Source organism: Paenibacillus curdlanolyticus YK9, from assembly GCF_000179615.1.
Taxonomy (GTDB): domain Bacteria; phylum Bacillota; class Bacilli; order Paenibacillales; family Paenibacillaceae; genus Paenibacillus_T; species Paenibacillus_T curdlanolyticus.
In genome coordinates, this window is sequence record NZ_AEDD01000002.1 from 187,781 (window position 1) to 209,532 (window position 21,752).

The window sequence follows — 21,752 nt, forward strand, 5'->3', positions numbered from 1 at the left end:
ATTCATGGCATTGAATATGGGGATTAAAACGTCACTGCTTCGCGCGGTGGCGTTTTTGCGTTGGACGGTTCATGAGCGCATGGAGCGCTTCTGTTTGTTGCTTTAAGAAGTCAGGATGCTCATGACCGAGAATCGATGGGGCGCCCAAGCATATCCAGTCGTTCACATCGTCATACCAGACAACTATTGCAGTGAGGAATAGCCCTACATGCAGATTGGCTGATGCAGAGTTAGCAGCACAGTCTTCATATTCGGCAATGGCTAAAGCTTCGTAATCGGGGATCGTGGCTATAACCCCTTGAGGATAGAGAGCTTCGATGTACCCTTCAACTAGCGTTCCGACTGGAAGCAGCTCTTTTAGCTTAAGCCAAGACTCCTGCTGAAGGCTGTTTATTTCGAACCATACCGTATCAAATTCTGCCTTATTAATCTGAATTAGGCTAGGATCATCAAGCGGCAGGGATTGATCGGAAAGAAAGAATTCGCTTTGCTTTCGATTGGAGCTCTTACTGATTGTGTCGCTTACCAGCATCTGGCGATAAGCCGCACCTGTATCATCCACTTCAAAAAACCAAACCTCATGATCGGTTTTTTGTTTCAAATAGATCATATCCCGATTTCACACCTTCCGAAGATTGATAGCACCCGTCTATGATTTAATTTGAAAGGCCAAGTTGCTGTACGAAATGCGATCCACACACAATGCCAAGCTACTGGACATTCCCCGTTTAGTAATCATCTCCGCCAATGTCGAGCGGGTTTTCCAAGTGGATGAAGCTTGGATACGCGGCGGGGTCGATACGTTTTTTACGATCCAAAGAGAGCGATGAACCTGCGTTCAAACCGAGGTCTCCGCCATTCAGAGCTAACATATAGGCATGTAAAACTCTGCTCGACGCTTTCAAAAGAGGCAGCGAAATCGCTTGGTATAACCATAGTTGCTAAGCGCCGAGCATCAGTGTATCAAAGGGGGATTTCTAAGCGTTTTCCAAACCATGTTTGTTTGCGATTCGCTCGCTCTGATTGGGCTGGCCCTTACCCTCCGTAATCAAACTGCGCAGGCTTCCATTGATATAAGTGCCCCATGAGTCTGAACATACGTTATAGCACTCGTACGAGGGGACTAGACCAACATGCGTAAAGCGGACCTCGGTTTGGTCGCCATTTTTGGCGATTTCAAAGACAATGTCGGTATCCTTCCATTCGCTCTTGTCCGTTACGAAGTTGAAGTAGTTGTCTGTCACGTGCCAACGAACCTTCTCGCCAGGAATAAGCTCAGCCACTTGGATGGTGCAGCGGTGAATGTCTTGGTAATGGTGCTTAAATTCGCCAAGCACATCGGTTCTGCCTTCTAGATCTTCCGACCACCATCCCCGAGCGTTATTGATGGCGGCGAAGACTTCTTCGGGACTTTGGTCTACGGTAAAAGAAGTACTGTAGTTCGGATTCATTAGGGCAACACCTTCCTAATTTTGGTTAACTTCACTAGTGAGTATAGTCTACGTACTTTCAATATGCAAGTATGAGTCGTATAATCGTGCGTACAAAGCTGCTGCTGGTCTTTATGATCGCGTCGATCGTAGAGCTGTTTATCGGTGCCCCGATTGCGAAGAAGATTGCCTTTGCGCTGCCCTATGACAAATCCAAGAAGCTGCTCGTTATTCTCATTCTCGCCTTCTTGATGGTGAGCGGAATGGTACTTATGACTCGTCTTCCAAAATGTCATTTTTGCTTTTCCGCTTCAACTGCTGCTTGTAGGTCCGCTTGTTCGGTATGTATTCGCAAGTTTCGTGAAAGGCAATAAGGCTGCCGATTTGCTTTTCATTCGCTAGGGTCGGTATATTAATAGTAAAGATTCTTGCAAAAATCAATTCTAGCAAAATGGAAGGGATGTTCCTATTCAAATGAAGCAGGCGGCACTCAAATCGTTTCGCTACATCAGTTATCTTGAAGGTATTTCGTTTCTGATCCTGCTCGGCATTGCGATTCCGTTGAAATATGCTGCGGATCAACCGCAAATGGTTACCGTCACTGGCATGATTCACGGCGTGTTTTTCGCAGCCTATATCATTGGGATTTTTGTCATGGCCGCTCTATACCGCTGGAAGGTACTGCGCATTGCGGGCGGAATTTTGGCAGCCTTCCTGCCTTTTGGACCGTTCGTGCTGGAGCGCCGTATCATGCGGGATACCAAGTAAAGCTTACACGTTCAGTTACTCGACAATTATGTTGGCACCATCAGCTTGGCTCTGTGCGAACTTCTCTCGCGCAGGGCTTTTTTGCTGCATGGATTGGAGCGGCTTTGCAGAACATGTACGAGCGAATATGGATAGGAATAAGGTATACGACATCATGAGGCTGAACCATACTAGAAAGACATAAAGTCCATTATGGCATTGGCATTCTTTTTGGCTTTTAGATGGTATTTGGAAAGCGGCTTATGAAGTGGAAGCGACCTGTGACGGACAGGTGAATAAACGAAAAAAAATGAAACAAGGATTTGCGCAATCATTTAAATCTACAACCAATAGTGATACACTAGATAAGGTTATTATTTGATCGATATTAAATTTTGATACAGAAATGAAGGGCAACAATGCCGCGCTTTGGCTTGCGGCGGTGCCTAAGCAGGATCGCCTGCATCCTTTCTGCAAATCGTAGATATAAGGACGGTAAATATGAGTAGCATACAAACTAAACAAACAGACGTTATCTTAATTGGTGCCGGTATTATGAGTGCAACTTTGGGGTCACTACTGAAGGAGTTAGTACCGGACTGGGACATTAAAGTATTCGAGAAGCTTGAAAGCGCAGGAGAAGAGAGCTCGAACGAATGGAATAATGCAGGTACGGGGCATGCTGCATTATGCGAGCTTAATTATACGACAGAGAAAGCAGACGGAACCGTCGATATTAGCAAGGCAATCCAAATTAACGAGCAATTCCAGCTTTCCATGCAATTCTGGTCTTACCTGGTGGAAAGCAAGCTCATCCAAAATCCGCAAGACTTTATTATGCCGATCCCTCATATGAGCATGGTGCTTGGCGACCAAAACGTGAAGTTTTTGAAGAAACGTTTTGATGCGTTGTCCAATAACCCATTGTTTGCAGGAATGGAATACTCCGATAACCCTGCAAAGCTGGCGGAATGGATTCCGCTTATTCTTAAGGATCGCCCGGCGAATGAGCCAATCGCAGCAACCAAAATCGACTCCGGCACGGATGTCAATTTCGGCGCACTAACGCGCATGTTGTTTGATCACCTTAAATCGAAAAAAGTCGAGATAAACTATAATCATAGCGTAAACAAAGTGAAGCGTACGAACGATGGCCAATGGGAATTGAAAGTGCGCAACGCAAGCGGCATCGTGGAGACGCATCGCGCGAAATTCGTCTTTGTCGGCGGCGGCGGAGGAAGCTTGCATCTGCTGCAGAAATCCGGCATTCCGGAAGGCAAGCATATCGGCGGCTTCCCGGTAAGCGGACTGTTTATGGTATGCAACAAGCCTGAAATTGTCGAGCAGCATCATGCGAAGGTATATGGCAAAGCAAAGGTCGGAGCGCCGCCAATGTCCGTTCCGCATCTGGATACACGCTTTATTGATAACAAAAAATCGTTGTTGTTTGGCCCATTTGCCGGCTTCTCTCCAAAATTCTTGAAAAACGGTTCGATGTTCGATTTGATCACCTCCGTTAAGCCGGATAATCTCGTGACGATGCTGTCGGCAGGCGCCAAGAACATGTCGCTGACCAAATATCTGATCGAACAGGTGATGCTGTCGAAGGAGAAACGCGTGGAGGAGCTGCGCGAGTTTATCCCGACAGCCAAAGTCGAGGATTGGGATCTGGTCGTTGCCGGCCAACGCGTGCAGGTCATCAAAGATACGCCAGCTGGCAAAGGCACGCTTCAATTCGGCACAGAAGTGATCAGCGCGGCAGACGGATCGATCGCCGCTTTATTGGGAGCTTCGCCAGGGGCATCTACAGCGGTTCACGTTATGCTTGAAGTTCTGAACAAATGCTTCCCGCAGCACATGAAAGCTTGGGAGCCGAAAATTAAAGAAATGATTCCATCGTATGGCAAGTCGTTGATGGAAAACCCTGAGCTTCTGAAGGAAATCCATGCTTCAACGGCACAAACGCTGGGCTTGAGCCAGAACCAACCATTAGAAGTTGCACAACACTAATGACAACGTATGACCGTGCAAACGGTCATTCGCTATATTGTTCGACTATTCAAGAGCCGCAAATATTGCGGCTTTTTTTATTGCATTTTTTGGATTTTCAATTTACTACTCTACCATTTCATATGCTAAACTAGATTTACGCTCATTCCATTTAATGGGCGAATTTACAATGCAGAAAGGGTATGTTCACTTCATGCAACAGTCCAATAATGCCACAGCTCTTTTAAAGCATGCCTTTCATTTTGATTTGCAGCATATTGATCTGGAAGAAGCGTATACGCTGCAGATCGGGCTGCGTGAATATCCGCTCAAGCGGCATGACTCCGATTCTATTCGGCAAACAAGATCGAACCAGCCGTTTTACCGATTTGTTCCGGATGACCATTTGACTCATTATACGGATGAATTAGAGTTATCCGCCGATCTCGTCGCCCTTATGAGCATTACCAAAAAAGTCGTAGTCGATGGTCAGGAGCTAGACTTGCCGGTCGCCATGTCGGTCCATATTCCGGAAACGAGCTTCCGAATGATGCAGCATTCTGCTTCCAATCAGGGAAGTAACGGCATGCTCCACCCGAAGCTGGTGCAATACGGCCTAGATTCGATGCAGCTTTCCGCCGTCAATGAGCCGATTCACCCCGCTCAGCTATTGGTACAGGCTTTCAGCTTCAAGGAAGCGCGAGAGACGGCGATTGCACTCTTGTATCAGCATCCCGGCCTGCTTCATCTGGATGGCAATTCGGAGTATCCGGCGTGGGTGCATGAGCATCTGCTTAACCAGAATCCGTATCTGCAGGATCTTGCGCTTACGATTTACAAGCTGAAAGAGGACTGGTCGGAGTGGAAGAAGGTGGTCGACGAGAACGGCGAGCCTTACAAAGACCCAGATGACGAAAGCAAGTTTCTCTATACGCGGACGCTTCATCCTGCCGTCAAGGCAGCGCTGAACGGGCCGCTCAGCTGGGCGCTTAAGAAAGCGCAGGACGCGAAGCAGCTCGAAGGACAAATGTGGGAAGCGCATTACGGCGTTACGTCGGATAGCTATAATGCAGAAGCGGAGCATATCAGCCAATCGAAGCCGGCACCGCTTCAAGCTGGCGAACAGAAGGATGCTTCCGTGCGTTGGGGCGTGAAGGGGCCGAAAACGTCATGGGGCATCTCCGTAGGCGATCCGGTCTTCGATGAAGAAAAAAAGGTATTGAACGTTACGGGCTATAACCGGCTGGCGCGACATTTATCCGCCTATGTCGAGTTTTTAAATCCGAATGGAGAACGAATTGAGCTATCCGACGAGCAGTGGAATCAGGTGCTTCATTCGACGCTGCGCAGCATTTTGCCAGCCGAATTTTTCGATCAATTTGAGCCTCGCAAAGAGACTCGATTCGTTGGAACTGTAGGGCCTGTCACAACGGTTTGCGGCTTACCAATCGGCATGCTGATGCCCGACCCGACGCATTTCCAACTGCCTGTGCTCGATACCCACATTTCTACAGTTCGGATTTTATGGGGAGGCCTTGGCTTCAATATCGGAGATGTCATGAATGACCCGGAAATCCGCATCGCATTGGTCGGAGCGCTGCTTACGATTATTATCGACGTGATCGTTCCAATCTCGATTTTCATCATCGGATCATCTGCCGTCACGAACAAAATCGTCAAGGAAATTATGAAGGATGAAAAGACGGTCGCTGATATTATAAAAATTGGCATATTGATTGCTACTGGAAAAATCTTATATGACATCGCACATGATCGGAACGTGATCAATGCCGTAGCGCCATGGATTGGCTTCGTCCTCCCGAAGCTGCTCATTACGAAGCTGGGTCCCTATCTGCTGGAAAAATTGGGGGAGAGCGCGCTCGGCAAGCTGCTTGGCAGAATTCTTCCGGGTGCTGACTTGGCGATGAATGTGTTCAATGGGCTAACGACCGCTGCGCAGCTGCTGGAGACGACGATCGCTTGTCTTTCCACGCAAAGCATTTACAAGACGGACTTTACCCGCACGATCGATCTGAAAATCAACTTGACGCCAGATCCGTCCACGCATAAGTTCCCGGATCTTGCCACGAGCTACCGGATCGCCGTCATGTACGATACGAACGTGACCACACCTGCGGTCGAGCAGAAATACGATTTGACAGGACCGACGCGGAGCGACCCGTTTACGGTCACGTTCAAGGATGTTCCCGCAGCAGGCAAGCTCAAAATCTACGTGTTCTTCTATGCCAAGAACGGCTGGCTGGCCGGACAAGGAGAGAGCGGCGGCTGGATGGAGGCCAAAGGGACGGACGGACCGCTGCTGACGACAAACATTCAGATCAGAACGCACGCTGTGCCGCTTACCGTAGATTCGATCTATGAGCATAAGCAAAAAATCGCGTATCGCGAAGGCATTCCGGTCTGGGAAGCAACGGCTCAGGCGCCGAAGCAGACGATTAAGAACGCATCGGCTGATCCCGAGCATGCCATCGATGTGCAGAACGGCCACATTACGACGACGCAGAAGCCTGCGATGGTCGGTTACAGCTGGAAAGCGACCGGGCTGCATTTGCCAGCGGATCGCCCTGATGCGCCTGTTTCCGATCAAGCGATGTACACGGTACAAAATCTATCTACTTTACAGGAGCCGTCGCGTTCGCACTGGCATCCTGAGGTTGGCTTCAGCCAGCCAAGCGGCATCGTCTATGACGTCGCAAGTCCAGAGGACAAGTCAGGGCGCAACTTCTACATCGATTCTTCGAACGGTACCTACGATGGTTATAACAATCCGCAAGGCGGGTTCCATCTGCGCAAGCTGGAGCTGAAGCATGACGAGAAGCCAAAGACGGATGGCAAACAGAGCTGGGGACGGTTCATCAGCCCGCTTGATCGCTTTGTTGTTCATCCGCAGGGATATGTTATCGGCATCAACTATACAATTAACAAACTGGAAATTCTCCAGCTGCCGGGAGCGCCATCGGATGACGAGCATGCAACCTTTGCCGTGCCAGCATCAGGAGAGGGCTTCCGTGAAGGGCTTATCAATGGGCCGAGGGGCATTGGAACATCGCTCGACGGGCGTATTATGATACTGGAAAGCATTAATAACCGCGTGCAGGCATTCGATATTCACGGCAATCCGGTCAAGAGCTTCGGACAGGAGAGCAAAGAGCGTTCCTGGTTCCCGCTTGTCGATCCAGGCGCGAAGACGAATTACTTGGACCTTGCAATGGAAGCGAAGGGCTATATTTATGTTCTGTCTTATACAGGCGAAGGCGCTGACCCGAATGATTATCGGTTGGACATCTATAAGCCGGACGGATCTTTCCTCGTTCGTACCAAAGGCGTCGCGGCGTCCAAAATTACCGTCGATCTCATCCGCAACGTGTTTGCGCTCAATTACGAAACGATTTATGCGCCGAGTGGACGTCCGGAACCGTCGATCAGCTTATGGATTCCGCCGGCGCCGAAACCGTCGTAGGGAGGACTGGAATTGCAAGAGCACTTGGATGTAGGCATGAACGAGATGCCGTTGTATTTCGTATCCCGGGGTTATTTTCGACTGGCGACAGCAGTGGGGGTCGACCTATTTACGAGGCAGATCGAATGGGGCCTCAAATATTTAACGCTCGTCAACGACGAGGAAGTTCTGTTTGCCGATCAGCCGAATGCAGGAAGTATTGTAACGCTATTCGGAACGGGCGGGACCTATTATCTTCAAGCATCCAACGGCAGGTGGATTGGGTTCCGCGACTGGAAAGATAATATCAAGCAGGGTTTTACGACTTATTTAAGAGGAGAGGCTACGCCAGTATCGCTGCAATATGATTCCCATAACGAGCCGGAGAAAGGCTTCGTCTTTCAAGCGGATATCAACGGCGAGAAACAGAACGTGTTCGGATTAGCGTTTGTCTCCGTGCCGAATGGCTTCTCCGTCTCGAAGGAGCTGTTTCCACGCTCCTACCCGCAATATACGCTGCCGCCGCTCATTCCGGGGCGCAGCTTCAAGGGATGCAATTACGACTCGCTGCCTTTTTCCGGTCGCCAATTGTTCGAGCTTAATCTGGATGAAACAAGCTTTAATCATGCCGAGATGAATCATTCTTTTATGATGAAGTGTACGCTGCGAAAAGCGAAGCTTACGAGCATTCAGGTTCAGGACTCCATGCTGAACGGCAACGATTTTAGCGAATCGGACTGGAGCGATGCCGATTTGAGCCGCAGCTCCTTCGAGCGGGCGAGCTTCAAGCAAGCAAGCCTGTCCCGTGCCAAGCTTACCAGTACACGATTCAACCATGCGAATATGACGCGTGCGGATTTGAATGGCGCCGAGCTGGATGCAACGGAATTTTACGGAACGGATTTGACAGAGGCGAATTTACGCAATGTAAACTGGAGCCGGGCAAAATTTGATACAAGCACGTGTATGAAAGGCGTCGATTATAGTCATTCGGATTTGACGAATTCGAGCTTTGCTAACTTAGATCTGACCAAAGCCGTATTCCGTGGCGCACGGCTGGACGGCTGCGATTTTCGAGGCGCGAATCTCGATGGCGCGGATTTCTCTGAAACTGATCTGACGCATGTGCTATTCGATGAATACCCGAAGTTTTCGTGCGCTGCCGGCAATTTGACCAAATTTTGCAAAGCCGTCGTTCCGTTTTCTGTCATTAAACGAAGATGGAGCTTCTTGGATCTAAGCAACGCGCGCCTTACGGATCTACCAGACGTTTTATCCGATGTTGACAATCGGCTGGAGGCTCGACACGCCGTGTTGTCGGGTCTCGAGCTGCAGAAGCAAACGATGCAATTCGCCAATTTCCAGGATTCCGATCTGAGGGGCGTTAATTTCAGCAAGTCCAATCTCGATTTTTCGCAGTTTACCGGCGCTCTTGCGGGCGGGATTGGCGATATGCCGGCACCTGTATTTTTTGCAGCAAGCTTGATGAATGCTGACTTTAGCCGCGCAAATTTAACAGGGGCGGATTTTTCCCACTGCTATTTCTACGGGCAAGAGGCGAGCGTTGCGAATGCAGAGATGCCGCTTGTCAAATTCAATGGCGCTTATCTGGCGGGCATGAATTTCAAGAACGTATCCAATTTGCGAGGCGCGAACTTCTCTGATGCTTGCTTGGTCAACTGCGTCATCCGGGGGTCCAATCTATCTCCCTATTATGGGGCCAATGCCTCACTCGCTAGAGCTTGTCTTCAAGGCGTCGACTTCGAGGATAGCGTGCTCTATGCAGCCAATATGAATGATGCGGCAATTTCCGAAGCAGATGGCATTCTGGAAGTCACGATAGTGATCGAAGGCGAACCGATCACGATGCCTGTCCCTTACGCGGCAACCCGCATTCCGTCCAAGGCGACGGATCATGCGACCAAATGCCCGAGCAGCCAATCTGGGCCGTGCATCGGCGAGAAGCTTCATAGCGACAATGCTCCGATGCATAAGTGGCCGACACAGAATGAGCGCTCTGAATAAAGGAGGCGAACGGGATGAAAACGATAAAACGTATGCTTGAGCACCAAATATGGGCGAATCGCGAGCTTCTGAGCGCGATTCAAAGATGTGACGGGCAAGCGCAAGAAGCGCTTAACCTATTCCGCCACTATGTGATTGCGGAGCAAGCATGGATCATGCGGTTGAACGGGGAGAGCAGCACACACCTTCGACTCTGGACCGATGACGCGGATTTGGCTTCGCTGGAGGAGGCGGTCGCCAGCAACGAACAGCGTTATGGCGATTATATGGAACGATTGACTGAAGAGAGTTTGGACGACATGATCACCTACGTGAATCAGAGCGGAGTCGCGTTTCAAACGTCAATTCGGGACATTCTGACGCATGTCGCCCTTCACGGACAATACCATCGTGGACAAATTAATCGGGTGCTGCGGGAATCGTCTGTTCAGCCGGAAGCCGTTGATTTTATTTTATTTTCAAGATTGTCCTAATTAAAACCAAGATAACAAAAATCCCTGCCCTTTACAGAGGTCAGGGATTTTTGTTGTTTCTCAGCGCTTTGATTCCGATAGCGCAGTCTCTTGCCGCCGCCAGCTCATGAATACAAATGCAAGCGCAACAACCAAGAGAATAATGCCTAACAAACGAAATGCTCCCGTGGTGAACCGATCTCCCATTACGATGCTCAACAGCAGAGAGGAGAGGATGGTCCCCATGTAACGTGAGGTCATAAAGATGCCGGATGCGACGCCGATTATTTCTTTCGGAGAGGCTTGGAACAAGGCGGCTTGCATCCCGACATTATTTAAGCCGTTGCTGATGCCGAAGGCGGCTAAAGCCAAACAAAGTCGGCTAACAGGCATCTGTTCATGCATCGTCACGATCAATACGGACCCTATGGCCATCAAAACGCCGGAGGCAAGCAATGCTGGCCGAGGACCGACGCGATCGATCCAACGTCCTGCCGCTGGAGAAATGGCGAGCGAGCATATACCTAGACTTAACATAAGAAGGCCAGTATGGAATTCGCTCATATGCCGCATCAATTGCAAGTAAGACGGGAGCCCGAAGAAAATGGAATAAAAGAGCAGGTTAACAAGGACGAATTGAATGTTGACTTTGATCATCGCCGGGTATTTGGCGAATGTGCGCAACGGAATAAGTGGAGATGCTGCGCGCCATTCATGCCAGGCAAAAATACCCAATGCAGAGAGCCCAATCAACCCGAAGGCAATATGAGCAATCGTAAGTTCCCCGGACGATTTTGCCGACAATACGCCTGCAAGCAAGGCAACCAGACCAACTGTGAAAAGCAGAATGCCTGATGCATCAACCAGATTAAGCCATTGGCTAACGGACATTTTGCGTGTGCTGAATGCGGGCGGTGCATCCTTCGGAATCGTCCGCCATGCCAGTGCAAAGCTCGCTACAGCGAACGGAATGTTGACAAGAAAGATGGCAGGCCAATCCCACCACTGGAGCAATACACCGCCAATAAAAGGCCCAATGGCCGCTGCGCCAGATATGAAGATGGACAAGATGGACAGTGCCGTTGCTTGTTTCTCTGTAATATGAATGCGAATCAGGGCCATTCCTACCGATACCATCATGCTCGTTCCAATGGATTGCACAACGCGAAACAGGATGAGCCAACCAAAGGCTGGGGAAAGCGGAGCTGCTAGCGATGCCGCGAAGGCTACGGCAAGGCCGACCAGAAACAGCTTTCTGCGGCCGAATAAGTCGCTGGCTCTGCCCATGACAGGCTGGGCTATGCTGCTTGCAATGTAGAAAGAGAAAATGATCCACGAAACCTCTGTGAAATCAAGTTGGTAAGCATGCTGCAGTCGAGTAAGCGCGACCGCAATCATCGAAGAATTTAACGGGTTCAAGAGCACGCCGAGCCCAATGGATATCAACAATAACCTGCTGCGAACGTTCATTTCTAATCCTCCCTAATCGTCTTGAAGCCATCGTACATGAATTGATTTATTTATTCCAACGCATTTCATGTTATGATTTCATTACTTTAAAGGAATGAAAGGAGGGGCGAAATGGAGCTTCTTCAGCTGCAATATTTTCTCGCGGTAGCTCGCTCGGAGCATGTGACGGAGGCTGCACGAAGCTTGCATGTTACGCAATCGTCGTTAAGCAAAACGATTCAACGCTTGGAGGAGGACCTAGGCGTTCAATTATTTGATCGAGTCGGAAGAAAGCTTCGGCTTAATGCGAATGGGAGTCGGTTTCTTCGCCGTGCCGAACGGGCTTTGTTTGAATTAGATCAAGGGAGGCAGGAGCTGAATGATTGGCGCGACACGGAGCCAGCCACGCTTGAATTAGCGGTGACAACGGCAAGTACATTGCCAGCTATTTTGCGGGAATTTCGCAAGCAGAGGCCTGACATTCAGTTTCATGTACAGATGTTATCGACGCAAGAAATGGTCACGGTTTTGCAACGGGGAGAGGTCGATTTTTGCTTGACTTCGCCGCCGATGGAAGGGGATGAAATCGAATGTCAAATCGTCTATACGGATCATATCCTTATCGCGGTTCCACTGGGGCATCGGCTCGCAAATCGTACCAGCGTTGCTTTAACTGAGCTTAAGGATGAATGGTTTGTTGGCGTAAAGAAGGGCTTTGGCACGCGTGATCTCGTGGACGATATTTGCCTATCGGCGGGGTTTCTGCCCAACTATGTTTACGAGGGGGATGAGCCTGCAAGGCTGAGCATGCTTGTAGAAGCGGAAATCGGCATCGCCTTCATCCCAAGCACGGCCAAGTTTGCCCGGGAACAGATTCGATACCTGCAAGTTGAGAATGATGAGCTGGTGCGGGACATCGCCTTGTTATGGCATAAAGACCGGTATATTTCGCGGGCTGCCCAGCAATTTCGCGACGTCGTTGTACAATATTTTGAAACATTGCGAGCATTAGAATAGCGCGTTGAAACTCGAAAATTGTCGAATAAAAGGAGAAAATATATAATTTAACCGATATTTACAAAAGCGGGACTAGGCGTTACCATGTTAAGTATAACACGACAAATTGAGGGCCATGCCTTTTAAAACACAACGTTGTTTTAAAACAACCCCGTTCGCTCCTAACCGAGTGGCGGGGTTGTTTGGCGTCCTAAGAACTTATGCGTAGTGCAATAGGCCCTCATTGTCTGCGAAACGGGAGGTGGAAAGGATCGCAATCGGAGCGTGACATTAGAATCGAACTTCAAGAATTACGGGAAAGGAGCGTTTGAACGTTGCCAGACCAATCTGTCATCGTCACGATCGACAATTTTCATGCCCGCAAATTAAACAACGAAAGAAGGATATTCGTATATTTGCCCCCCAGCTATGGGAGAGATTTATCAAAGCGTTACCCTGTCCTCTACATGCACGCCGGCCAGCGCGCGTTCGCGCCTGCTGCGCCTGGGACGGAATCATGGAACATTCATCTCGCGGCGGATCGGTTGATATCGGAAGGCGCGATGGAGGAAATCATCATCGTCGCTATCGCTCACGTGCGGCCTGTCGAGAGCAACGAGTATTATCACTTTTCCGCGCCCATGGAGGAAATGAAAGCTGGCATTCGCTGCTCTGGCCTCGATTATGAGGATTTTCTCGTTCATGATCTAAAGCCGCATATCGACGAGCATTTCCGGACGTTATCGGATCCGGCGAATACGGGACTTATCGGCTCGTCTGCTGGCGCGTTATCCACGTATCATACAGGATTTCGCCGACCCGATGTATTCGGCAAGCTGATCATGCTCTCGCCGTACTTCGTGAAGGCACAGCTTGACGAGACATCCGAAACGAAGCTGCGAGAAGAGGAATTGTACCGCTCGTTCGACGGGCTGCCCAAGCCGCCGTTGAAGCTCTGGCTCGATATCGGGGATGCCGAAGGGCTTTTCCTGCCGAGGCATATTCGCGATTTTGCCAGCGGGCTGATGGCGCAAGGCTTCAAGTATGGCGAGGAGTTAGCCTATCTGGAGCAGCCTGATGCGGCGCATCAAGAAGCAGATTGGGGAGAGCGGGTCCATATCCCGCTGCTGTACATGTTCGGTCGGCCGGGAAACGCGATCAGCTTAGAGCTGCGAGGAAGAGATGTCATTGGCCTCACGGGGATGCAATCACATTTGAACGCCTTGCTTCAGTATGACAGCGGACTGGCCATGACGATCCTGGACGGTGCGTATCGAGTCGAAGATCCCGATGTGCTGACGGTGCTGCCCGATGGCATGATTGTGCCGAAGCGAACGGGCTCGACGGTCATCACGTTATACGCAGGCGGCCTAGAGACGTCCAAGACGATCACTGTTGTTGAAGAAATGTCCCATTTCGTCACGGTTCGGATGGACGCGGAAGTACCAGTTGAACCAGAGATGGCGGATTACATTTTCGGCGGCATGGGAATGAAGCTGGCACTCACGGGCGAAAACCGCTACACGGGTACATTCATTGTACCGCGAGACAGCGGATATCGATTCCGATTTACGAGAGGCTTCCGAAAATTCGAATTAGATGCAGTAGGAAACACGCTTCCGAATCGTTCGTTCCGAGCCTGCGAGGACATGACACTTTACTATCAAATCGAGCGCTGGGATGGCGCTTCCGCCCAAGCGCAGGTTAGGAGGAGCTATGCAGATCCAACTTTTTGATCCGATCATGGACATTCCATATTACTACCCATGCAATCTTCCGCTCGTTCATGAGGTGTTGAAACGGCAGGGCTCGGAGAGCCGGCTTAGTTTGCTAGCCAACTCCCGGTTATACGGCTTGCCTGCATGCTCGAGTCTGGGACTGGTAAAGCAATACTTTAACAAGCTGGATTACGAGGACGCCGTTTGGCTGGAGAAAGGAAAGCGAGAACTTCCCAGCTATGAAGCAGGCGTGGCGGAAATCCGCAGCCGCATCAACGACGGGGAGCTGTTCCTCGCAACAGGGACAAGCTACTACCTTCCGTACTGCGAAGATTACCTGAATCCCAATTACATCGCGAAGCTTGTCGACCCGGATTCCCGCCGTTATCTCGTTGACCATTGGCTTGCCGTTTATGGCGTTAGCGATGATCAAATGCTCATCTACGATCCAGTACCGTCACGCTATGCAGGACCGCTGTCCAGTCAAGCGTTCGGCGACTTCTGGAGAGGGAACAAGAGCATCCCCGAGCTGGCGACGGCCAAACGGAAAGAAGAGCTCCATATCTACTGCACCGTTGATGTCGAGTCGGAAGCGACGCTTACGCCTACGGCATTTAGGGAGGCAATGCAGCAAACGCTCGCAACGTTGGTATACGAGTTTTTGGCAGGTCAGGAGATTCATAGGGACGGGCGTGTCTACTATTTTGGCAACGCCGTTACTCTGCAGCTGCTCAAACGTTTGCATCTCGGTGCAGTGAACGGGGAAACGGAAATCAGCGCGATTTCGACATTCCTGTTCGATATGCGCTGGAGCCGCTACTTCTTTAGAGATTTGCTGAATGATATGGGTGCCATTCTAGGAGCTCCGTACGACGCTTATGCAGCCGAATTTGCGCTTATTGTAGGCGAGTGGGAACAAGCGCATAAAATGATGCAGGGCCGCTGGTCGCAAGAGGAAGCATCCCAACGCATTCGTTTGGTCAGCAGCTTCGTCGAGCAGCTTGGATTACGGGAGCATCGGCTATACGAGTCGATGTGGGCCGAGCATCGAAACATCGGACTTTTCGGCAAGAAGCGTTCCGAGTCGGAAGGCGCCAAATCCAAACAGCGTGAAATGTTGGCTAAAATCGTTCTGGACAGCTGCATGGACCTGAACCAGTTTCATAAAGGGTCGATTCCGGTCGAGCTCGGCTTGCAAGCGCCGCTCTACGGACGGAACGGAAATCTAGATTCGCTTGGGCTTGTTTCGCTGCTAGCCGCTGTCGAGCAAAGCATCCAGGAGGAGCTGGGCATCGGTATTGCGTTATCGGAAATCGCATCTGCAGGAATGCCTGACAGTCCTTACCGTACGGTCGGAGGGTTCGTCGATTATCTGATCGATCGAATGCCCGAAGCGGGATAAGGAGGCGGAATATGCACGAGCATAACAATCCATTTGATCTGATGGAGCGGTTCCGTCAGTACGAATCAAGGACGGCTTTCGTATGGCAGGATGTACCGTTCTCTTATGAATGGCTGCTGGATCGAATCAATCAAATGAAGCGCCAATTGGCCGAGCAGGGAATCGAACGTGCTGTCGTATCGCTTGAGGAGGATTATTCCCCCTATGCAGTCGCCGCTATGTTTGCCCTGTTAGAGCAGCGCTGTATCGTCCTGCCGCTTGATCGGAAGCTTGTCGAAGCCAAGAAAGAGGAGTATTTGAGCATCGCCGAGGCGCAGGCACGAATCAAGGATACGGCGGACCGCCTTGAGGTGCAGCTGCTTGAACGCGGGAGCGCACAGCATCCGCTGCTGCATGACATGCTTGAAGAAGGGGATGCAGGATTGGTCATCTTCTCCTCCGGTTCGTCCGGCAAGAGCAAAGCGGCTGTTCACCGTGCGGATCGGCTGCTGCGCAAATACGCAAAACAAAGCAGAGCACTGCGGACGATTCCGTTCATGATGTTTGATCACATCGGCGGGCTGAATACGCTGCTTCAAACGTTATCGAGCGGAGGCTGCCTGTATATGCTGCAGGATCGCGCTCCTGCCGAGGTATGCCGGACGATCGAGCGTTATCGGGTGCAAGCTTTGCCCGTGTCACCGACGTTTCTCAATTTGCTGCTGCTCAGCGGCGCGCATCAGGAATTCGATTTATCGAGTATGGAGGTCGTTTCCTATGGTTCGGAGGTGATGCCGACGAGCACGCTGGCGGCGTGGAACGAACAGTTCCCGGATGTCAGGATGGTACAGGCATACGGCATGTCAGAGCTCGGCATCCTTCCAACCAAATCGAAAGGCTCGGATTCGCTGTTGTTTTCCCTGAGGGGAGATGAGGTGCGTTACCGGATTGTGGACGGCATGCTCGAAGTGAAGACGGAGTCCGCCATGGCTGGTTACTTGAATGCGCCGAATCCGTTCACAGAGGACGGCTGGTTGCGAACGGGCGACGAGGCTGTCATCGAGGACGACTGCATCCGCATTCTTGGTCGCCGCTCGGAGATCATCAACATCGGAGGCGAGAAGGTGTATCCAGCCGAGGTGGAGGATGTGCTCCATCGGATGGACGAGATCGAAGAGGTTGTCGTCAGCGCGGAGCCGAGCAGCATTACAGGGCAAATGGTGAAGGCGACGGTCAAGCTCCGCGACAAGGAATTAGCTTTGAGCGAGCTCCGCCGCCGCATTTGGGCATTTTGCCAAAATGAGCTTCCATCCTATAAGATTCCGCAAAAAATCGTGATTACCGAAGAGTCGTTAATGGGCAATCGCATGAAGAAAATACGAACACCGCAATCGCAAACCTAAATAAGCAATTAAAAATTAATCGATAAGGTGGTTATTATCATGCAAACGACAGTAGGACGTTTTTCGAAAGAGCTGGAGCAGCTTCACCGGGACGGTTATGTCATTTTCCGCAATGCGCTGGATGCGAAGCAAGTAGCGGAAGTGAAAGAAGGAATCCGCCAAGCGTTCGAAGGAAAAGGCGATAATGTCATGCTGCAAGGCCCGATGTTCGAGAAAGGCGAAGTATTCGAGCAATTGGTAGACCAACCTGGCGTAATCGACTTTATTGAAGAAATTCTCGGAACGGAATGCCAGCTTAGCAGCATGAACGGAATGCGGACGATGAAAAACAATGGTGTCAGCATGTGGCATGTGGACGAAGCGTTGTTCTTCCCGCTGCCAGACGGCGTTGAGATCGATCCGAGCATTCAGATGCCAGTCTATCTGGTGAACGCGCTCTACTACCTTGACGACATTACCGAAGAGCTGGGTCCGACGCAGGTCGTTCCGGGATCGCATCGAGCAGGCAAGAGCTTGAAGTTCACCGAGGAGATTGAGCCTTACAAAGGCCAAGAGCCGGTTTCCGTACTCGCGAAAGCAGGCGATTGCCTGATCTTCAACAGCCAAATTTGGCATCGCGGCGCACCGAACCAAAGCGACAATCCGCGTTATGTACAGCAAATCATCTATCGCAAAAAGTTTATCGTTCCTCATATGTCCCACGATAACAATGCGGTTTATCAAGTGCCTGAGCACATCGCGCAGCGGGCAAACGCACGCCGTCGTCGACTGATGGGCTATAACGAGCAAATTTTCTAAAATGTTTAGTGGGAAGCAGCCGGTCGAATGTACCGGCTGCTTTTTTTCGCGCGATTTTGCATTTCAGCGGAGTTTTTTATGGGCGTAGTGCATTCCTACGATGGGATAAGCGGACATTGCCGCCAAAATTCCGTCAATCGTTTTTCCCTCTTGACTTGGAGTTAACTCCAAGTGCGATAATATCAAAGGCGGCCGATCAAAGAGACCATATGGAAAGAAGGTATTATCGATGGAATATGTGAAATTGGGCAATACGGGCGTGGACGTATCACGGCTCTGTCTCGGTTGCATGAGCTTTGGCATAGCGGAGCGTTGGACACATCCATGGGTGCTTAATGAGACGAACAGCCGTCCGATTATTAAAAAAGCGTTGGATATGGGCATCAATTTTTTTGATACAGCGAATATCTACTCGGCTGGTTCAAGCGAGGAAATCGTTGGACGAGCATTAAAGGAGTATGCCAATCGCGATGAAGTCGTCATTGCAACGAAAGTATTTTTCCGGATGCAAGAAGGACCTAATGGCGCAGGCCTTTCCCGCAAAGCCATCATGAATGAAGTCGATAACAGCCTGAAACGGCTTGGCACCGATTATGTTGATTTGTACCAGATTCATCGGTGGGATTACAATACGCCGATCGAAGAAACGATGGAGGCGCTGCATGACGTAGTCAAAGCGGGAAAAGCCAGATACATCGGCGCATCCGCCATGTACGCCTGGCAGTTTCTGAAGGCGCTGCATACAGCGGATCAGCATGGATGGACCCGGTTTGTATCGATGCAGAATCATCTTAACCTCATCTATCGCGAAGAAGAGAGGGAGATGATGCCGCTTTGCAAAGCGGAAAAAATCGGTGTGATTCCTTACAGTCCGCTCGCTTCAGGTCGACTGGCGCGCGAATGGACGGAAACGACGTATCGCTCCGAAACCGATCAGGCGCAGAAAATGAAATACGATGCAACCGCGAGCGCAGATCGGCTAATTGCAGATCGAGTAACCGCTATCGCAGAACAACGCGGCGTACCGCGTGCGCAAATTGCACTAGCATGGCTGCTGCAGAAGGATGCGATGACAGCACCGATCATCGGCGCTACGAATGTCAATCAGCTTGAGGAGGCAGCGGGATCGCTTGCGATCACGTTAACGCCAGAGGAGATTAAATCGTTGGAAGAGCTGTATGTTCCGCATCCAGTCGTTGGCGCCCTGTAAACTCGAAAGCGAACGATCCGTTCATTTTCATTAGAATTAAAGGAGTAGAGAAAACGATGTGTAAAACGCATGTATTAAGTGTTGCAAGCGCAAAGGCGCCATTCGAGAAGACGACAATTGAACGCAGAGAACTGCGTTCTGACGATATTTTGATCAATATTAAATTCAGCGGAATTTGCCATTCCGATATTCATAGCGCATGGGATGAATGGGGCGGTGGGATGTTCCCGATGGTCCCCGGTCATGAAATTGCCGGCGTTGTCGAAGCGGTGGGCGCGGCGGTTACGAAATTCGCCGTTGGCGATCGGGTTGGTGTCGGTTGTTTTGTTGACTCCTGCGGAGAATGCGAATATTGCCTGAAGGGCGAAGAACAATATTGCACGAAGGGCGTTGTGGGCACCTATAATGCACTTGACTACGAGGGCAACCGAACCTATGGCGGATACAGCCAAAAAATCGTCGTTACCGAACGATTCGTTGTCCGAATTCCTGATAGCCTGGAATTGGACGTTGCAAGCCCGCTATTATGTGCAGGCATTACGACCTATTCTCCGTTAAAGCATTGGAATGCTGGACCAGGCAAGAAGGTTGCCATTGTAGGTTTAGGCGGGCTTGGCCATCTTGCTGTTCAATATGCACATGCGCTAGGCGCTGAAGTTACGGTATTGAGCCAATCCATGAGCAAAAAAGCAGAAGCGCACGAGTTAGGCGCGGACTTCTATTATGCAACGAGCGATCCTGCTGCGTTCAAGGAGCTGGCGAATCGGTTCGATCTTATTCTGAATACGGTCGCAGCCAATCTTGATGTTAATGCTTACTTATCGCTGCTACGTGTGGATGGCACGCTTGTAAATGTCGGCGCGCCAGCGGAAGCAGACAGCTATCACGTCTTCTCGCTCATTATGCAGCGTCGCAGCATCGCCGGTTCGCTCGTTGGCGGCATTCAAGAAACGCAAGAGATGCTCGATTTCTCCGCGCAGCACGGCATTGGCCCGAAAATTGAGATTATTCGAGCGGATCAGGTCGACGAGGCGTACCAGCGTATTTTGCGCAGCGATGTGCGGTATCGCTTTGTCATTGACATTGCTACCCTGTAACCTTTCGTCGTTGTACGATAGGGCAGATAAGGTTTAGGAGGCGAAATCCCATGCGAATGGCTGAAGTGAGTGCCAAGTTCGGTCTATCACAAGATACGCTCCGATATTATGAACGTATCGGCCTCATTCCACAGGTAAACCGCAATTCTAACGGGATTCGGGAGTATACTGAGGACAATTTAAACTGGGTGGAATTCATTAAATGCATGCGGAATGCGGGCCTTCCGATTGAAGCGTTAATTGAATACGTGCGGCTGTTTCAGCTAGGCGAGCAAACCGAAGAGGCTCGAAAAGAGCTATTAGTCGAACAGCGGGAGCTGCTCGCTGGACGTATAGAAGAGATGCAGCAGACGCTGGAGCGACTTGACACTAAGATCGAACGATATGAACAGACCGTTCGTAAAAAGGAGCAATCGCTGCAGCGCTCGAGCGAATGATTGCGCGGAAATTTTGAACATAAGTTATTGTAAGAACGCCCTATACATGTTATAGGGCGTTTTTTATGCTGTTGGTACCTGATCGGGAAGCTGATCCTTTATTTATTGTAAAATAAGCAGGTCAATGAATGACCGTTGGAGGTTGAGGATGCGAGAGCGAGGGACGCGTATGATGAAGGCGCTTGTCTATGAAGTCTACGGTTTGCCCGATGTTTTACGAATTGCCGAGGTGGAGATCCCGATTCCCAAAAGCAACGAAGTGCTGGTCATGGTGCATGCTGCATCTGTCAATTCATGGGATTGGGATCTGCTCCGCGGAAAACCTTACATAACCCGGATCGGCGGCCTTCGAAAGCCTCGTTTCCGTACGCTTGGCGCAGACATTGCGGGTCATGTAGCTGCTGTGGGCGAAAGCGTCACCCGCTTCAAGGTGGGGGACGAGGTGTTCGGGGACATATCCGGCAGCGGTTGGGGCGGGTTTGCCGAATTGGTAAGTGTCCGCGAAGATACGTTAACGCCAAAGCCTGAAGGTTTGAGCTTCGAGGAGGCGGCAGCCATCCCGCAGGCGGCTGTTCTTGCCTTGCAAGGCTTAAGGGATAAAGGCAAGTTGCGGCAAGGGCACCGTCTTCTCATTAATGGATCGGGCGGCGGTGTGGGCACGTTTGCGATCCAATACGCCAAGCTGCTCGGCGCAGAGGTGACCGGCGTGGACAGCGCCGAGAAGCTGGATGTTATGCGGGCAGTCGGCGCTGATCATGTGCTGGACTATGCGAAGGTGGATTTTGCCCGAAACGGCCTGCAGTATGACGTGATTCTCGATGTTGTCGGAAACCGATCCATTCATGCGGTGAAGCGAGCCGTTCAAGCTGGCGGCACGTATGTGATGGTCGGCGGAACAATACCACGTCTTCTTCAGGCTTTATTGCTGTCACCGTTTATTCATCTGTTCGAAAAAAAGAAAATGTCGATTCTCGTCCATAAGCCGAACCATGACGATCAGCTGGTTTGGAAGTCGCTTGTTGAAGAAGCGCGGCTCAAGCCTATCATTGATCGAAGGTATGCATTAGACGATGCCGCGCAGGCGATTCGCCTTCTCGGGGAAGGTAAAGTGAAAGGGAAAGTTGTGGTCTATATGGAACCCGCCATGACGTAAATCAAAT

At 50.6% G+C, this 21,752-nt stretch carries 18 protein-coding genes; 15 read left to right on the top strand and 3 right to left on the bottom strand.

What is annotated here, in order from left to right:
* Window positions 1-31: 31 nt before the first annotated feature.
* Complete coding sequence (locus PAECUDRAFT_RS04215; RefSeq protein ID WP_006036866.1) at window positions 32-610, bottom strand: hypothetical protein; 579 nt, start codon at window positions 608-610, stop codon at window positions 32-34.
* 367 nt (window positions 611-977) lie between these two features.
* Complete coding sequence (locus tag PAECUDRAFT_RS04220) at window positions 978-1,451, bottom strand: SRPBCC family protein (protein ID WP_006036867.1); 474 nt, start codon at window positions 1,449-1,451, stop codon at window positions 978-980.
* An 86-nt stretch (window positions 1,452-1,537) separates the two neighbouring features.
* Between PAECUDRAFT_RS04220 and PAECUDRAFT_RS25600 the strand changes: the two genes are divergently transcribed.
* The 6 genes from PAECUDRAFT_RS25600 (at window position 1,538) to PAECUDRAFT_RS04250 (ending at window position 10,124) form a co-directional block, all read left to right on the top strand.
* On the top strand, window positions 1,538-1,804 hold the full coding sequence (locus PAECUDRAFT_RS25600; RefSeq protein ID WP_144266436.1) for a hypothetical protein: 267 nt from the start codon (window positions 1,538-1,540) through the stop codon (window positions 1,802-1,804).
* A gap of 100 nt (window positions 1,805-1,904) precedes the next feature.
* Window positions 1,905-2,198, top strand: a complete 294-nt coding sequence (locus PAECUDRAFT_RS04230) for a DUF3817 domain-containing protein (RefSeq protein ID WP_006036869.1) — start codon at window positions 1,905-1,907, stop codon at window positions 2,196-2,198.
* 480 nt (window positions 2,199-2,678) lie between these two features.
* Complete coding sequence (locus PAECUDRAFT_RS04235) at window positions 2,679-4,187, top strand: malate:quinone oxidoreductase (RefSeq protein ID WP_006036870.1); 1,509 nt, start codon at window positions 2,679-2,681, stop codon at window positions 4,185-4,187.
* A gap of 169 nt (window positions 4,188-4,356) precedes the next feature.
* A complete protein-coding gene (locus PAECUDRAFT_RS04240; RefSeq protein ID WP_040711489.1) occupies window positions 4,357-7,647 on the top strand; it encodes an NHL repeat-containing protein in 3,291 nt (1,096 codons plus the stop codon).
* Between the two features lie 12 nt (window positions 7,648-7,659).
* Window positions 7,660-9,651 (top strand): pentapeptide repeat-containing protein, encoded by a 1,992-nt coding sequence (locus PAECUDRAFT_RS04245; RefSeq protein WP_006036872.1) that lies wholly within the window; start codon window positions 7,660-7,662, stop codon window positions 9,649-9,651.
* A 14-nt stretch (window positions 9,652-9,665) separates the two neighbouring features.
* A complete protein-coding gene (locus tag PAECUDRAFT_RS04250; RefSeq protein WP_006036873.1) occupies window positions 9,666-10,124 on the top strand; it encodes a DinB family protein in 459 nt (152 codons plus the stop codon).
* 60 nt (window positions 10,125-10,184) lie between these two features.
* On the opposite strand, the gene PAECUDRAFT_RS04255 is transcribed toward PAECUDRAFT_RS04250, so the two are convergent.
* Window positions 10,185-11,573, bottom strand: a complete 1,389-nt coding sequence (locus PAECUDRAFT_RS04255) for an MFS transporter (protein ID WP_006036874.1) — start codon at window positions 11,571-11,573, stop codon at window positions 10,185-10,187.
* A gap of 111 nt (window positions 11,574-11,684) precedes the next feature.
* Between PAECUDRAFT_RS04255 and PAECUDRAFT_RS04260 the strand changes: the two genes are divergently transcribed.
* The 9 genes from PAECUDRAFT_RS04260 to PAECUDRAFT_RS04300 all read left to right on the top strand — a co-directional run bounded on the left by PAECUDRAFT_RS04260 (window position 11,685) and on the right by PAECUDRAFT_RS04300 (window position 21,745).
* Window positions 11,685-12,569, top strand: coding sequence for a LysR family transcriptional regulator (locus tag PAECUDRAFT_RS04260; protein WP_006036875.1), 885 nt, complete (start codon window positions 11,685-11,687; stop codon window positions 12,567-12,569).
* Window positions 12,570-12,883: 314 nt separating this feature from the next.
* Window positions 12,884-14,284, top strand: coding sequence for an alpha/beta hydrolase (locus PAECUDRAFT_RS04265; RefSeq protein WP_006036876.1), 1,401 nt, complete (start codon window positions 12,884-12,886; stop codon window positions 14,282-14,284).
* Window positions 14,265-15,668, top strand: a complete 1,404-nt coding sequence (locus tag PAECUDRAFT_RS04270) for an acyl carrier protein (RefSeq protein ID WP_006036877.1) — start codon at window positions 14,265-14,267, stop codon at window positions 15,666-15,668. The genes PAECUDRAFT_RS04265 and PAECUDRAFT_RS04270 overlap by 20 nt, the downstream gene beginning before the upstream one ends.
* Before the next feature lie 11 nt (window positions 15,669-15,679).
* On the top strand, window positions 15,680-17,050 hold the full coding sequence (locus PAECUDRAFT_RS04275; RefSeq protein ID WP_006036878.1) for a long-chain fatty acid--CoA ligase: 1,371 nt from the start codon (window positions 15,680-15,682) through the stop codon (window positions 17,048-17,050).
* Window positions 17,051-17,089: 39 nt separating this feature from the next.
* The gene (locus PAECUDRAFT_RS04280) at window positions 17,090-17,848 is read left to right on the top strand and encodes a phytanoyl-CoA dioxygenase family protein (RefSeq protein ID WP_006036879.1); all 759 of its coding nucleotides are present in this window, start codon (window positions 17,090-17,092) and stop codon (window positions 17,846-17,848) included.
* A gap of 229 nt (window positions 17,849-18,077) precedes the next feature.
* Window positions 18,078-19,058 (top strand): aldo/keto reductase, encoded by a 981-nt coding sequence (locus PAECUDRAFT_RS04285; RefSeq protein WP_006036880.1) that lies wholly within the window; start codon window positions 18,078-18,080, stop codon window positions 19,056-19,058.
* Window positions 19,059-19,114: 56 nt separating this feature from the next.
* Window positions 19,115-20,155: an NAD(P)-dependent alcohol dehydrogenase gene (locus PAECUDRAFT_RS04290; RefSeq protein ID WP_006036881.1), complete on the top strand. Its 1,041-nt coding sequence runs from the start codon at window positions 19,115-19,117 to the stop codon at window positions 20,153-20,155.
* Between the two features lie 50 nt (window positions 20,156-20,205).
* Window positions 20,206-20,592 (top strand): MerR family transcriptional regulator, encoded by a 387-nt coding sequence (locus PAECUDRAFT_RS04295; RefSeq protein WP_006036882.1) that lies wholly within the window; start codon window positions 20,206-20,208, stop codon window positions 20,590-20,592.
* Between the two features lie 148 nt (window positions 20,593-20,740).
* A complete protein-coding gene (locus tag PAECUDRAFT_RS04300) occupies window positions 20,741-21,745 on the top strand; it encodes an NAD(P)-dependent alcohol dehydrogenase (protein WP_006036883.1) in 1,005 nt (334 codons plus the stop codon).
* Window positions 21,746-21,752 lie beyond the last annotated feature (7 nt).

Excerpts from the sequence above, each read along its gene's own strand:
- PAECUDRAFT_RS04300 (WP_006036883.1), top strand. The coding sequence starts at position 20,741 with ATGCGAGAGCGAGGGACGCGTATGATGAAGGCGCTTGTCTATGAAGTC.
- PAECUDRAFT_RS04250 (WP_006036873.1), top strand. The coding sequence starts at position 9,666 with ATGAAAACGATAAAACGTATGCTTGAGCACCAAATATGGGCGAATCGC.
- PAECUDRAFT_RS04240 (WP_040711489.1), top strand. The coding sequence starts at position 4,357 with ATGCAGAAAGGGTATGTTCACTTCATGCAACAGTCCAATAATGCCACA.
- PAECUDRAFT_RS04295 (WP_006036882.1), top strand. The coding sequence starts at position 20,206 with ATGCGAATGGCTGAAGTGAGTGCCAAGTTCGGTCTATCACAAGATACG.
- PAECUDRAFT_RS04220 (WP_006036867.1), bottom strand. The coding sequence starts at position 1,451 with ATGAATCCGAACTACAGTACTTCTTTTACCGTAGACCAAAGTCCCGAA.
- PAECUDRAFT_RS04235 (WP_006036870.1), top strand. The coding sequence starts at position 2,679 with ATGAGTAGCATACAAACTAAACAAACAGACGTTATCTTAATTGGTGCC.
- PAECUDRAFT_RS04260 (WP_006036875.1), top strand. The coding sequence starts at position 11,685 with ATGGAGCTTCTTCAGCTGCAATATTTTCTCGCGGTAGCTCGCTCGGAG.
- PAECUDRAFT_RS04285 (WP_006036880.1), top strand. The coding sequence starts at position 18,078 with ATGGAATATGTGAAATTGGGCAATACGGGCGTGGACGTATCACGGCTC.
- PAECUDRAFT_RS04280 (WP_006036879.1), top strand. The coding sequence starts at position 17,090 with ATGCAAACGACAGTAGGACGTTTTTCGAAAGAGCTGGAGCAGCTTCAC.
- PAECUDRAFT_RS04230 (WP_006036869.1), top strand. The coding sequence starts at position 1,905 with ATGAAGCAGGCGGCACTCAAATCGTTTCGCTACATCAGTTATCTTGAA.
- PAECUDRAFT_RS04290 (WP_006036881.1), top strand. The coding sequence starts at position 19,115 with ATGTGTAAAACGCATGTATTAAGTGTTGCAAGCGCAAAGGCGCCATTC.
- PAECUDRAFT_RS04275 (WP_006036878.1), top strand. The coding sequence starts at position 15,680 with ATGCACGAGCATAACAATCCATTTGATCTGATGGAGCGGTTCCGTCAG.
- PAECUDRAFT_RS04215 (WP_006036866.1), bottom strand. The coding sequence starts at position 610 with ATGATCTATTTGAAACAAAAAACCGATCATGAGGTTTGGTTTTTTGAA.
- PAECUDRAFT_RS04255 (WP_006036874.1), bottom strand. The coding sequence starts at position 11,573 with ATGAACGTTCGCAGCAGGTTATTGTTGATATCCATTGGGCTCGGCGTG.
- PAECUDRAFT_RS04270 (WP_006036877.1), top strand. The coding sequence starts at position 14,265 with ATGCAGATCCAACTTTTTGATCCGATCATGGACATTCCATATTACTAC.